This is a genomic window from Desertivirga xinjiangensis (assembly GCF_024436435.1).
Classification (GTDB): Bacteria; Bacteroidota; Bacteroidia; order Sphingobacteriales; family Sphingobacteriaceae; genus Desertivirga; species Desertivirga xinjiangensis.
In genome coordinates, this window is record NZ_JAFMZP010000007.1 from 45297 (window position 1) to 57787 (window position 12491).

Here is a 12491-nt window from a genome sequence, read left to right on the forward strand (position 1 = left end):
ATGCACGAAAAAGATTTTACAGGATGCGAATTATTGCTGCATTTATCTCTATTGCTTTTATTTTGAAGTACTTAAATTATGCCTGGAAGTTCAGAGATTTTTTTAACAGAAACAAAAAGCCTCCTTTTATATTGTTTACTTCGTAAATTGCACCCATGTTCACAGGTATTATTGAAACTCTCGGCAGAGTTTCTGAAGTAAAGCAAGATCAGGGGAACCTTCATATTACGATTGTTTCATCTATTTCAGATCAGTTAAAAATTGATCAGTCGGTTGCCCATAATGGCGTATGCTTAACTGTTGTGGGTATCAATGAGAATAGCCATACCGTTACCGCAGTAGAAGAAACACTTTTAAAGTCGAATATTGGAGAATTGAGAGCAGGCGACCTGGTTAATTTAGAACGCTGCATGCAGATGAATGGACGTCTTGATGGACATATCGTTCAGGGGCACGTTGATCAGACAGCTATCTGTGTTGATCTGAAGGAACTTGATGGCAGCTGGATCTATACTTTTAGCTATGATGCTTCCAAGGGAAACATAACGGTTGAGAAGGGTTCAATTTGTGTTAACGGAATCAGCCTTACAGTAGTAGATTCCCGCGACGACGCCTTCTCTGTAGCCATTATACCCTATACCAATGCCAATACCAACCTTCAGAATGTCAAACCCGGAAATTCAGTCAATCTGGAATTTGACATCATTGGAAAATATGTAGCAAGACTTTTAGGCAATAATAGGTGATGAATTATGAATGATGACCTCGCATATCATTCATAATTTATCACTCATAACTCATAACTCAAAGCGGAGTTTCTTCCATCGCCTTCTTCAAAACCACCTCATCGGTAAGATCGAGGCGCAGAGGAGTAATAGAAACATTACCCTGTTCAACCGCCCAACGGTCTGTTCCTTCTTCGGCTGATTCCAGGGGAGTTACGGTAAACCAGTAATGTTTCCTTCCCATAGGATCCGTTCCCGGAACAATTTTACCATCATAGAGCCGTACTGACTGTCGGGTCCATTGAATATCTTTCGGCTGCTCGGGAAAGTTTACGTTATACAAACCCAGCTCCCTGCTTTCCAGGAGAAGTTCCAGAGTGCGTTCTACAAAGGGCTCAAGTAAAGCAAAATCAGGCTCGGTTTTTCCTACAGGAGTACTCAGAGCTATAGAGCGAATGCCCAGTAATACGCCTTGCTTGGCTGCCGCAAGCGTTCCTGAATGCCACATAGAATTTCCCAGATTCGGTCCCATATTGATTCCGGATAGCACAATATCGGTATTAGACCAGAGATGTGTGCCTAAAGCCACACAGTCTGCCGGGGTTCCGTTCACCCTGTATGCTTCAATCCCTTCAAACTTAATCGGTGAAAGCTTATAGGATAGTGGCCTGGAATGAGTTACAGCATGACCCATTGATGATTGCTCAACATCCGGAGCTACCACACGTACTTCTCCAAACCGGGAGGCTACCTTTGCGAGAGCTGCAATTCCCGGGCTGTAAATTCCATCGTCATTGGTTACTAGAATCTTCATAGAAAATATATAATTCGTTACCAATGCAACCAAAAATCACATTTGATGTTTTCCTAAAAATATTTTCGAAAAGATTCATGCTTCTAAAGCAATTTAAAAGGCCCCCAATGATCAAGACTAAGATTATACATAACCCAAAAGCAGGAGATGAAGAGCACTCCCACCTGGAGCTAATAAAATTGATAGAGTCGCGGGGCTTCTATACGGAATATTCATCCATTAAAGATAAAGACTGGGAAAACATAAGCCACGATGTCGACTGTCTAGTGGTGGCGGGGGGTGATGGCACTGTTCGAAAAGTTGTTAAAAAGCTGCTTGAAAGAAAGCTGTCAGACAAAAGGTTTCCTTTAGCAGTTTTGCCCCTTGGTACTGCTAATAATCTGGCACTGACCCTTGGCCTGCCTGAGTCTTCCGAAGAAGTGGTAGATTCCTGGACGAATTTTAAAAAGAAACGTTTCGATGCCGGCTTAATTTATCGTTTTAAGGAAGCCCGGTTCTTCCTTGAAGGGATGGGGTATGGGGTTTTTCCAGAATTGATATCCAGAATGAAAAAGATCGAAGAAAACATGAAGGATACCCCGGAAAAAAAACTGGAAGCTGCCCTGGCTACACTGAACGAGATAGTTTCCTCTTTTGAGCCCGATAGTTTCGAGATTGAGGTTGATGGAATGAAACATACCGGTAGATATTTGCTGGTCGAGATCATGAACATACGCTCCATTGGGCCTAACTTAATTTTATCCCCCGATGCAGACCCCTATGATGGCTGGTTCGATCTGGTACTTATTCCGGAAGATGACAGGGAGCAGCTTTCCGCATACCTGAAGTCGAAAATCGAAGGTGAAGAAATCGAATCCGATTTTAATCGCACCCGCTGCCGGAAAATTAAAATCCTGTCTGCGGCTACCAGGCTCCATGTAGACGACGAACTTTTCAAAATAGAAGAGCCTCTGGAGATAGAAGTCGAGATTCAGGATGGTTTAATAGACTTTCTGACTTAAAAATAAGTCAATTGTGAATACATATCAGACATACTAGGGGCAAAAATAACTTTTTCGCTCTTTTAAGCGTCATACTGGCACCGTAATTGAACACATACGTTTAAGAAAAACTAAATTTTTAACCTATGAGATTCATAAACAGAAAAGTACACGCCATGTTGGATTATATGACGGGTATACTATTAATCGCTTCACCATGGTTGTTTAATTTCGCCGATGTAAACGACGCCAAATGGGTTGCCATCATCGTTGGTGCGATGGTACTTATAATGTCTTTCATGACAGATTATGAAGGAGGTGCCAAAAAGACGATATCTATGTCAACCCACTTAACGATCGACATGATCACAGGTATTTTTCTTGCAGTTTCGCCATGGTTGTTTAATTTTGATGAGATGGTATATTTGCCTCATTTACTTGTTGGTATCTTAGAGATAGGGGCGAGTTTGTTTACCGAGAAAACTTCTCAGCATTCACATGGTCATATCACACCTGCACATTAAATTAACAAGATTCTAAATAAAAACCTCGCAAAAGCGGGGTTTTTTTGTTTAACGGTCACAAGCTTTTTCTATTTTTAGAAATGATTACGATCGAAGGAAATATTGTAGACATCCATTCACAAAGAATTTATGCTGCGGAGCTGAAAGTTCAGGACGGAAAGATCCTGTCTGTGGAAGAAAGGGGCGCGGCCGCGGCCGCGCCATACATTATGCCCGGATTTATAGACGCTCATGTTCATATTGAGAGTTCCATGCTTGTACCTGCACAGTTTGCCCGCTTAGCCGTTGTTCAGGGAACTGTGGCCACCATTAGTGATCCCCATGAGATTGCCAATGTATGCGGTATGGAAGGCGTGACGTATATGATTGAGAATGGGCTGACTGTTCCTTTTAAATTTCATTTTGGGGTACCCAGCTGCGTTCCTGCCACGAGTTTTGAAACAGCCGGAGCAACCATTAACGTAAACGATGTTGACAGCCTTTTGCAGCGGGATGACATCCTGTATTTAAGCGAAATGATGAACTTTCCTGGTGTATTGCACGGAGACCCGGAAGTAATGAAAAAAATAGAGCTGGCTCAAAAATACGGAAAGCCGGTTGACGGTCATGCGCCGGGTCTGAGAGGGGAAGCCCTGAAGAAGTATGTTGCCGCGGGTATAAGCACAGATCACGAATGTTTTACCGAAGAAGAAGCTTCGGAAAAACTTCAGCTGGGGATGAAAATACTGATCAGGGAAGGAAGCGCTGCCAAAAATTTTGAGGCCCTCGTAGCACTATTAAATCACTATCCCGATGCTATGATGTTCTGTAGCGATGACAAGCATCCCGACAGCCTGGCCGAAGGGCACATCAACCAGCTTTGTGCCCGGGCGGTAGCAAAAGGCATTGACCTGTTCAAAGTTTTGAAAGCGGCATGCGTAAATCCCGTAAAGCATTATAAATTAAAAGTTGGCTTGCTAAATTCTGGCGACCCTGCAGATTTTATCATTGTGGAGAATTTACAGGATTTTACGGTGTTAAAAACCTACATCAACGGAACTTTAGTAGCTGAAAATGGCGAGTCGAAAACCAACCTGCAGTTCTCTGATCAGGCAGAATCGTTTGTTAATCAGTTTGACTGCTCTTTTAAAGAAGCTGCTGACTTCAGCATTCGTTCCGCTGAATATCCCCGGCAAAATAATTTGATGCCGGTGATCGAAGCTCTGGACGGGCAGCTGATAACTAATAAATTATGGATAAGTCCTTTGTTTGTCGATGATTTAATAGTCTCTGATGTCGAAAATGATGTATTAAAAATAGTCGTAGTGAATCGCTATCAGGATGCGCCCGTTGCAAAAGCATTTATTAAGAATTTTGGTATCAGGCGCGGCGCGATAGCCTCTTCTGTTGCGCACGACAGTCATAACATCGTTGCGGTGGGGGTTGATGACGAGAGCATTTGTCGCGCTGTAAACAGCCTGATCAAAACGAAGGGTGGCGTTTCCTGTATTGATGGCGATTCAGAGCAAGTACTTCCTTTGCCGGTTGCCGGACTCATGTCTGTAGAAGATGGTTATAAAGTAGCTGAGATGTATCAGGACATCGATAAGGCGGCGAAAAGCCTGGGAAGTAAGCTCAGTTCGCCCTACATGACCCTGTCATTTATGGCTTTGCTGGTAATCCCTGAATTGAAGTTAAGTGATAAAGGCCTCTTCGACGGTAAAGAGTTCAGGTTACTGAATTAAACGAGATTAAGCGTAATTGGGGAGATCCTTTTCTTGTCATCCTGAACTTGTTTCAGGACCTCTTGCCTGGAAAGGCCTCATAAACATTTTTAAAACGATACAAAAAAGGGTTGAACAAAAGTTCAACCCTACATCTACCTATGAAAACGTCCTTTTGGGAAGGACATGTACTTATACCTTAGTTCCCTTCCAATAGTTACAAGAAAAAAGCATTTTTTTAATGCTCTCTGATTATAACTTCTTTTCTGTAGTTTAATGGGGGAGAATTGTGCAGTGGAGACTCTTATCTATAGCTGAATCCATAGACACCCTTCGGAAGTCTATGGACAGTCAAAAGACAGTATAAAGTAGAAAGTATAAAGTCTAATCTGCAAACTTCTAAAAGTTAAATTTTTTATTTTCCCCTTCCATATAAGCGTTTCCGGTCAACGTGTTTTTAACTAATGAAATGATCTGGGTAAGCAGCAGATCGGGCGTATCCCAATATTCTGCCTCTTCCGGAGTGATCTTCAGAAGGCTGATGTTTGGATCTTCTTTTCCTTCGGGGAACCAGGCCTTGAACCTGTCGCTCCACAGCTCGTTGATCTTAGCCATATCCTGGCTTAATTCGGCTTTTCCATTGATCGTAACATACAAGTCGTGTTGCGGATTGCTATAATTTAAAACCACATATGGATTAGCAACTATTTCTGCTACTTTCCGGGAGTCTTTTGCAATAAACATCCATATAATGCCGTCGTCCTTCATCTCAAAGGTATACATCGGGCGACTATGTTGCCGGTTGTCTGCAGTAATGGTAGTTAGCATGGCGATCTTGATGTCCTTTAATTTTCCTGCCAGCTCCCTTACTTTTTTGATGTGTTCAATTTCCTGAGCTTGTTCCTGTAATGTGCCGTGTAATGGTTCCATATTGAGTAGATATCTTAGTAGGTTATATCTTAAAAAAGAAAAAAGTCTTTTTTTGTTTACGGAAATTCCAACAGCATCAATTATCAATATTGTTACCTTCGCATAAATCTTAGAAGCTAATGAATAGAAAAGTAAAATTTACTTTTTTTAAACGCTCGCCTATATGGTTGTTCTGCTTTTGTTTTTTGGTAAGCCAGACAGCTAAAGCGCAACAGCAGCGGTCCACGGTAAGCGGAATAATAAAGGATGCGAGTACCGGCGAAACTCTTATCGGCGCATCGGTCCGCTTAATTGAGATCGACAAAGCCGCCTCAAGTAATTCCTACGGTTTCTATTCCCTCAGTGCACCGAATGGAGAATACAGTCTGCAGATCTCATATATCGGTTACCAGACACTTACGAAAAAGATAAGCCTCGCAGGTAAACTAACTTTAAATCTGGAACTTGCTTCCAGCAACCAGTTGCAGGAAGTAGTTATTAGTAGTAAGAGTTCCAATGAGCTTATGAATAGTCCCCAAATGGGCCTTGAAAAGTTGAACATGGAGGGTGTTAAAAATATCCCGGTGCTGCTGGGCGAGAGGGACGTATTAAAGACCATTCAGCTCTTACCGGGCATAAAGTCGGCAGGAGAGGGTAACAGTGGTTTTTATGTACGAGGCGGATCTTCAGACCATAACCTCATCTTGCTCGACGAGGCAAATGTATATAACGCCTCACACCTCCTGGGCTTTTTTTCGACATTTAATTCGGATGCCATTAAAGATGTAGCGGTTTATAAAGGCGGTATGCCTGCTCAATATGGTGGACGGCTGGCATCGGTGCTTGATATTAAAATGAATGATGGAAATAGCAAAGAATATACAGCAGAAGGTGGTATTGGTTTGATTTCCTCAAGACTGAAGGTCGAAGGACCGCTGATAAAAGATAAAGGTTCTTTTATGCTCAGCGGACGGAGAACTTATGCAGACATGTTCTTAAAATTGTCTTCTGATACCGTTCTTAACGGAAGCGCCTTGTATTTTTATGATGTCAATGCCAAGGCAAACTATGAGATAAACGATAGAAATACGATGTACCTGTCTGGCTATTTCGGCCAGGACAAACTGGGCTTAAACAAGACCTTTTATTTCAACTGGGGCAACACTACCGCTACGCTGCGCTGGAACCATATATTCAATAGTAAGATCTTCTCAAATACCAGCCTTATATATAGCGACTACAATTATGCTATTGAAAATTTGCAAAGTGGGAATGATTTTCGGGTCACCTCTATTATTCGGGACTGGAATTTAAAACAGGATTTTCAGTACTTTACCACCGGGCATACTTTGCGGTTCGGACTCAATGCAAATCATCATAGGATTGAACCGGGAAAAATAAGCTCTTCTCAGACATCCGAAGTTAATGAGCGAACAATAAGTACGAGGAACGGACTGGAACTGGCAGCTTATATTTCGGACGAGTGGCGCGTGTCAGACGTGGTCAGCCTGAACTACGGACTTCGGCTTAGTTCATTTGCCTTACTGGGTCCGGGCACAATTAAATCCTATGATCAGGATGGGAATACAATTGCAAGCCGGTCTTATGACAAGTCTCAGATCATTAAACATTATTTCTATCCCGAGCCAAGGTTCGCCATCAATTACAGGCTGGCAGAACAAAGCGCCTTAAAGGCCTCAGTTACCCGCAATACTCAGAATTTGCATTTGTTGTCTAACTCATCAGCAAGTTTACCTACGGATCTATGGATCATGAGCAGCAATAATGTGAAGCCACAGGTTGCTGACCAGGCTGCCCTGGGCTATTATCTTAATTTTAATAAAGATAAATTTGAGTTCTCTGCCGAAGTATATTACAAGAATATGCGGAACCAGATCGACTATAAAAATGCAGCTAATTTAAGGGCTAATGAAAATGTTGAAGCAGAATTGCTATTCGGGAAAGGCAGAGCATATGGCATTGAACTTTTCCTGAAAAAGAAATACGGAGACTTTAACGGGTGGATTGGATACACCTTATCACGTACAGAAAGGTCATTTGATGGAATAGATAACGGAACTTACTTTCCAGCAAAGCAAGACCGCACTCACGACCTTTCATTAGTAGCAATTTATAAAGCAGGGAAACGTTGGACCCTGTCGGGAACTTTTGTGTATAACACTGGGAATGCAGTTTCATTCCCTCATGGTAAATACCAGCTGGAAGACCGCACCGAATATTATTATGGCGAGAGGAACAGGGACAGAATGCCCGACTATCACAGGCTGGATCTGGGCGCTACTTTGGAGGGAAAACCAGGAAAGAGATTCACATCCAGCTGGACATTTGGTTTATATAATGCTTATAACAGGCATAATGCTTACACTATAGAGTTTGAGGATGTGCCAGGCGACGCCACGCGGACCCAGGCAGTACAAACGGCTCTTTTTGGAATTATTCCATCGGTAACATGGAACTTTAAACTTTAACATGATACACTACTTCAAATATCTTTTTTTAAGTATAGGGCTTATTGCTTTTTCCTCCTGCGAAAAAGTAATAGACCTTAATCTGGACTCTCAGGATCCGGCTTTGGTGATTGAGGGTACTGTAGGAAATTTAACGTCAGACCAAATTGTAAAAATTTCAAGGTCGGTTTCCATAGGTGGAAAAAATGAATTCCCCGGTGTATCTGGCGCTACAGTGACAGTGAGTGACGACCAGGGAAGAATTTATAACTATACTGAACAATCGCCTGGAGTGTACATTACAAGAAGGCTGCTCGGTACGCCGGGACGAACCTACTTTTTAAAAGTTACTTTCGAAGGAAAAGAATACAGGGCAAGTTCAGCAATGCCCTTCCCGGTACACATCGATTCACTTGGTATAACAAGCACCACCATCTTTAGTGACGAACGTAAATCTTTGCAACTGCAATACCAGGATCCTGCCGGAGTAAAAAACTGTTACCGCTTCATCCTGACGGTGAACGGCGTTAAGTCTAAGACCATCTTTATATATAATGACGATTTTAATGATGGAAACACGGTAAATAGGGAACTTTTTGATACCGATATTGATATGGAGAGCGGAGACAATGCCGGACTCGAAATACAGTGTATAGATCCTGTTCTTTACCGTTACTGGCAGGGGCTGGATCAAAACAGGAACAGGGGAGGCGCTTCTACAACTCCTGCAAACCCGGTTTCGAATATCACTAACGGTGCATTGGGCTATTTCAGCGCACATACGCAGCAAATGGAGTCAGTAACAATCCCCTGAGGGTTAATCCACTCGCAATTTTAGAGCTTTGATCGATCTTCTTAATAAATAAACAAGTTCCTGACATTGGCATATTGTCAGCGCTTTAATAAACTTGTAAATTAGCAGACCCAAATAAATTTTATGTCTCAGGAAACAGAACATGTACAATGCTTAATAATAGGTTCAGGACCAGCAGGATATACTGCAGCGATATATGCAGCAAGAGCTGATCTTAAACCCGTTTTATATACAGGGATCGTCCCAGGCGGCCAGCTTACCCAAACAACTGATGTAGAGAACTTTCCTGGATATGCCAATGGCATTATGGGCCCGGAAATGATGGAGGACTTCCGTAAACAGGCGGAGCGTTTTGACACCGAGATCCGGTTCGGATATGTAACATCAGTAGATTTTTCAGACAGGCCACATAAAGTGGTAATAGATGAACATAAGACAATTACGGCCGACACGGTGATCATTGCTACAGGAGCTACGGCAAAATGGCTGGGCCTTGAAAGTGAGCAAAAATATAATGGTTTCGGCGTATCGGCCTGTGCCGTTTGCGATGGCTTCTTCTTCAAAAATCAGGATGTGGCCATAGTTGGTGCAGGAGACACGGCAGCAGAAGAGGCAACCTACCTGGCAAAATTATGTAACAAGGTGCATATGATAGTTAGACGCGACGAGTTCCGGGCTTCCAAAGCGATGGTGAACCGCGTGTTAAATACCAAAAACATTGAGGTTCATTATAATTCTGAAACCCAGGAGATTGTTGGAAACGGTCAGAATGTGACTGGTGTTAAGATCATCAATAAACAAACCCACGAAGAGAAGACCCTTGATGTTACCGGTTTCTTCGTTGCCATAGGGCATAAACCCAATACTGATATCTTTAAAGGTTGGTTAGATATGGATGAAACGGGTTACCTGATCACCAAACCAGGCACTCCACTAACGAATATCGAAGGGGTGTTTGCATGTGGTGATGTTCAGGATAAACATTACCGGCAAGCGGTTACAGCCGCAGGCAGCGGTTGTATGGCAGCCTTAGAAGCGGAACGTTATCTTGCTGCGCGCGAACCGGTAGAAGCCTAGATCTTTTTTGTGTGTTTGTTTCGCAAACCTTTTTTTGCAAACATAATCCGTAGATACTTGTATTCTTTTTGATAAAAAACTAAATGTCTATTATGGGAAAAGGAGATCCAAAATCAAAACGCGGAAAGATCTTTATGGGTTCGTTCGGAAAGAAAAGAAAACACAAGGTAAAAAAGGTAACACCAGCCCCAAAAGAAGAATCTAAAGATTGAGAAGGTGTCCAGAAAGTACTTTCTTCGTCATCCTGAACTTGTTTCAGGATCTCTTGTCTAAGCGGTCTAAACAAGTTCAGGAGTTGCCGAAATAAATTGGCATGACATGGGAGCCTTTTTGGATACGTTTTTTATTTTGCTCAATGGTAAAATCTTCACTTAGGATCCGTACGGCAATTCTGCTTGCTATTTCAATCATTACCATACTGTTCCTGGTATTTATGTTTTTTTACATCAAGAGGCAATTCTTTGTGACCAGGACAGAGATAACCGAGGATGTTATGATCGAAAAGATCACAAATATCGGCAAGCTCGAGCTGGTAAAATACTCTATGAAGGATGTTATCGAGAAAAAGGTAAGCAGACCAATATTGCCTGATAAACGCATTCTTTTCGTAGCGTCCGGAGAAGTAACAGGATGTATTGATCTCACCAAAGTGAAAAAAGAAGATATAAAATCAGGGGTCGATTCCGTTACTGTTTTTCTTCCTAAACCAGAAATCTGTTACTCAAAACTGGATCATCAGAAATCTAAAGTGTATGATCTTACCGGGGTATTCCTCCCCGCGGACCGGCAGGAAATGATTGAGGAAATCTATAAACTGGCCGAACAGAGGATTCTTCAAAATGCCCGTGAACTCAACATTCTTCAAAAAACGGAAGAAAACGCTTTGCTGATTTTTAAGCCTCTCATGGAAAATATTGCAGGCAAGAAGGTCGGGATCCGGTTTAAATAAGCTTGCTCTGCTTTGTGCACTGGTTTGCTTTTCGGAAGATTTATTAATATTTTGCAAGGCTGAATAGTTCAGCGTGTTCATTATGAGAATATTTCTTCGTCCCCTGGCACTAAGTTTATGTGCATTTATGGTATCCTGTGTTTCAGAGGAACTTCCAAAGCAGGCAAATACACCTGCTGTTAAACCAGGCTTGCCACAGCCATTTAGATTCCACAAAGCAGTCGAGGTTACGCCAGGCCTTACATTTGATATTTTGAGTTGGGGGCGCGGTTCTGAACATATTGGCGCATATATAATTCTCCGTTCCGATTCAACCGCTGCGGAATATCGTTCAACCACCGGTGAGCTCGAAGGGGAGATCACTGATGTCTGGAATATGGATATGGACGCCGATGGAAATCCTGAAATCTTTATTCAGGCCAAAGGGCAGGATGAAGACACTTATCTTAACATGTACATCTATGAATTCAGGGAGAACGGATCCTCCCAGCAAATTCGCTTCCCGGATCTTACAAGCTCCACAAAAAAAACATATAGGGGAAAGGATTCTGTTTTTATAAAAGAAGGCGATTTATACCGGGAGTTTCCAACATATGATTCAGCTGATACCGCCGCCGTAAAACCTACTGGTAAAAAGACGCTGAAGTATTTATTAAGAGGAAACAGCTTTTCAGTACAAGAGATAAAGGAAGAAGATTCGGGTAAGAAAGATAATAGATAGTAGTTGTAAGGCACACGCGGCACGCGTTTGCTAAAATAAACTCATCCTGTCCGGAGAGTTCCGAAGGGCTCTCCGGATTCATCAATAAAAAAGAGTCTCCGACTCGCTAAGCGTCCGGTTTAGGCGCCTAAGAAGTCAGAGACTCCCCATTCATTGGATAATCTGTAGTCCCCCCATCACCGGCCCCTGCTACAGACTACAGACAGACGCCAGTACAGGAAATTAAAGACGTCTCACTCAACTTCCAGTGCTTCAAAAGCAATCATTCTTTCCCGGTGAGCTTCAGGGATCATCGCAGGCCTGTTTTCCTCATAATCAAAAAATACACAGGTGGTTTTTCCGGTGGTGCAAATAATTTCGCCTTCCGGCTTCTTCAGCGTTAAAATATATTCTACGTCGAAACTGCAATTTCCAACCCTGGCTGTCCGTACATAAGCATATACTTCGTCATTCAGATAAATAGGCTTCACATATTTTATCTCAGCCTTCCCAATCATAATTCCTTTAGTCTTACTGCTCCAGCTTGTTAACTGTTTCCAATACCCTGTATGTGCAATCTCAAAATAGGTGAGGTAAACATTGTTGTTCACTATTCCGAAAGCATTCAGGTCGGCGAATCTAACTGTAATATATGTCTTGTAGTTATAAGCTGATAAATTCATTTTAGGACAATTTGTCGTGTTGTGTTGGGTTTATAATGTCAAAGTGGCTGTTATTTGTAACGTTTAAGCCATGGGTAATGTTTGGTACAACAGTTGAAAATGTATGATCAAAAAGATAAATAAAAATTAAATTATAGGAGGAAAT

General features: G+C 42.2%; 13 protein-coding genes. 10 read left to right on the forward strand and 3 right to left on the reverse strand.

Going from position 1 to position 12491, the window contains the following annotated elements; genetic code table 11:
• Nucleotides 1-155 precede the first annotated feature (155 nt).
• Nucleotides 156-746, forward strand: a complete 591-nt coding sequence (locus J3P37_RS16710) for a riboflavin synthase (protein ID WP_256012496.1) — start codon at nucleotides 156-158, stop codon at nucleotides 744-746.
• Nucleotides 747-804: 58 nt separating this feature from the next.
• Here the strand turns inward: J3P37_RS16710 and surE are convergent, their stop codons facing one another.
• Nucleotides 805-1539 (reverse strand): 5'/3'-nucleotidase SurE, encoded by a 735-nt coding sequence (gene surE / locus J3P37_RS16715; protein WP_256012497.1) that lies wholly within the window; start codon nucleotides 1537-1539, stop codon nucleotides 805-807.
• A gap of 107 nt (nucleotides 1540-1646) precedes the next feature.
• On the opposite strand from surE, the gene J3P37_RS16720 reads away from it, so the two are divergent.
• From J3P37_RS16720 to ade, 3 genes are all read left to right on the forward strand, one after another.
• Nucleotides 1647-2540: a diacylglycerol/lipid kinase family protein gene (locus J3P37_RS16720; RefSeq protein WP_256012498.1), complete on the forward strand. Its 894-nt coding sequence runs from the start codon at nucleotides 1647-1649 to the stop codon at nucleotides 2538-2540.
• Between the two features lie 125 nt (nucleotides 2541-2665).
• Nucleotides 2666-3043 carry an SPW repeat protein gene (locus J3P37_RS16725; protein WP_256012499.1) on the forward strand — a complete coding sequence of 126 codons (378 nt, stop codon included), beginning with the start codon at nucleotides 2666-2668 and terminating at the stop codon, nucleotides 3041-3043.
• 80 nt (nucleotides 3044-3123) lie between these two features.
• Complete coding sequence (gene ade, locus J3P37_RS16730) at nucleotides 3124-4767, forward strand: adenine deaminase (protein WP_256012500.1); 1644 nt, start codon at nucleotides 3124-3126, stop codon at nucleotides 4765-4767.
• Between the two features lie 378 nt (nucleotides 4768-5145).
• On the opposite strand, the gene J3P37_RS16735 is transcribed toward ade, so the two are convergent.
• Nucleotides 5146-5676, reverse strand: coding sequence for a pyridoxamine 5'-phosphate oxidase family protein (locus J3P37_RS16735; RefSeq protein ID WP_256012501.1), 531 nt, complete (start codon nucleotides 5674-5676; stop codon nucleotides 5146-5148).
• 119 nt (nucleotides 5677-5795) lie between these two features.
• Between J3P37_RS16735 and J3P37_RS16740 the strand changes: the two genes are divergently transcribed.
• From J3P37_RS16740 to J3P37_RS16765, 6 genes are all read left to right on the forward strand, one after another.
• Entirely contained in the window at nucleotides 5796-8144 is a 2349-nt protein-coding gene (locus J3P37_RS16740) for a TonB-dependent receptor (protein WP_256012502.1), read from the forward strand.
• 1 nt (nucleotide 8145) lies between these two features.
• Nucleotides 8146-8937: a DUF4249 domain-containing protein gene (locus J3P37_RS16745; RefSeq protein WP_256012503.1), complete on the forward strand. Its 792-nt coding sequence runs from the start codon at nucleotides 8146-8148 to the stop codon at nucleotides 8935-8937.
• A gap of 123 nt (nucleotides 8938-9060) precedes the next feature.
• A complete protein-coding gene (trxB, locus tag J3P37_RS16750) occupies nucleotides 9061-10014 on the forward strand; it encodes a thioredoxin-disulfide reductase (RefSeq protein ID WP_256012504.1) in 954 nt (317 codons plus the stop codon).
• 92 nt (nucleotides 10015-10106) lie between these two features.
• Nucleotides 10107-10226: a 30S ribosomal protein THX gene (locus tag J3P37_RS16755; RefSeq protein ID WP_256012505.1), complete on the forward strand. Its 120-nt coding sequence runs from the start codon at nucleotides 10107-10109 to the stop codon at nucleotides 10224-10226.
• A gap of 143 nt (nucleotides 10227-10369) precedes the next feature.
• The gene (locus J3P37_RS16760; protein ID WP_256012506.1) at nucleotides 10370-10963 is read left to right on the forward strand and encodes a DUF4230 domain-containing protein; all 594 of its coding nucleotides are present in this window, start codon (nucleotides 10370-10372) and stop codon (nucleotides 10961-10963) included.
• 82 nt (nucleotides 10964-11045) lie between these two features.
• Complete coding sequence (locus J3P37_RS16765) at nucleotides 11046-11684, forward strand: hypothetical protein (RefSeq protein WP_256012507.1); 639 nt, start codon at nucleotides 11046-11048, stop codon at nucleotides 11682-11684.
• A 233-nt stretch (nucleotides 11685-11917) separates the two neighbouring features.
• Here the strand turns inward: J3P37_RS16765 and J3P37_RS16770 are convergent, their stop codons facing one another.
• The gene (locus J3P37_RS16770) at nucleotides 11918-12346 is read right to left on the reverse strand and encodes an acyl-CoA thioesterase (protein ID WP_256012508.1); all 429 of its coding nucleotides are present in this window, start codon (nucleotides 12344-12346) and stop codon (nucleotides 11918-11920) included.
• Between the last annotated feature and the right edge of the window lie 145 nt (nucleotides 12347-12491).

What these genes read in the sequence shown, in the direction of transcription:
- J3P37_RS16725 (WP_256012499.1), top strand. Translation starts at nt 2,666, where the DNA reads ATGAGATTCATAAACAGAAAAGTACACGCCATGTTGGATTATATGACG.
- J3P37_RS16765 (WP_256012507.1), top strand. Translation starts at nt 11,046, where the DNA reads ATGAGAATATTTCTTCGTCCCCTGGCACTAAGTTTATGTGCATTTATG.
- ade (WP_256012500.1), top strand. Translation starts at nt 3,124, where the DNA reads ATGATTACGATCGAAGGAAATATTGTAGACATCCATTCACAAAGAATT.
- J3P37_RS16720 (WP_256012498.1), top strand. Translation starts at nt 1,647, where the DNA reads ATGATCAAGACTAAGATTATACATAACCCAAAAGCAGGAGATGAAGAG.
- surE (WP_256012497.1), bottom strand. Translation starts at nt 1,539, where the DNA reads ATGAAGATTCTAGTAACCAATGACGATGGAATTTACAGCCCGGGAATT.
- J3P37_RS16755 (WP_256012505.1), top strand. Translation starts at nt 10,107, where the DNA reads ATGGGAAAAGGAGATCCAAAATCAAAACGCGGAAAGATCTTTATGGGT.
- J3P37_RS16760 (WP_256012506.1), top strand. Translation starts at nt 10,370, where the DNA reads ATGGTAAAATCTTCACTTAGGATCCGTACGGCAATTCTGCTTGCTATT.
- J3P37_RS16745 (WP_256012503.1), top strand. Translation starts at nt 8,146, where the DNA reads ATGATACACTACTTCAAATATCTTTTTTTAAGTATAGGGCTTATTGCT.
- J3P37_RS16770 (WP_256012508.1), bottom strand. Translation starts at nt 12,346, where the DNA reads ATGAATTTATCAGCTTATAACTACAAGACATATATTACAGTTAGATTC.
- J3P37_RS16710 (WP_256012496.1), top strand. Translation starts at nt 156, where the DNA reads ATGTTCACAGGTATTATTGAAACTCTCGGCAGAGTTTCTGAAGTAAAG.
- J3P37_RS16740 (WP_256012502.1), top strand. Translation starts at nt 5,796, where the DNA reads ATGAATAGAAAAGTAAAATTTACTTTTTTTAAACGCTCGCCTATATGG.
- J3P37_RS16735 (WP_256012501.1), bottom strand. Translation starts at nt 5,676, where the DNA reads ATGGAACCATTACACGGCACATTACAGGAACAAGCTCAGGAAATTGAA.
- trxB (WP_256012504.1), top strand. Translation starts at nt 9,061, where the DNA reads ATGTCTCAGGAAACAGAACATGTACAATGCTTAATAATAGGTTCAGGA.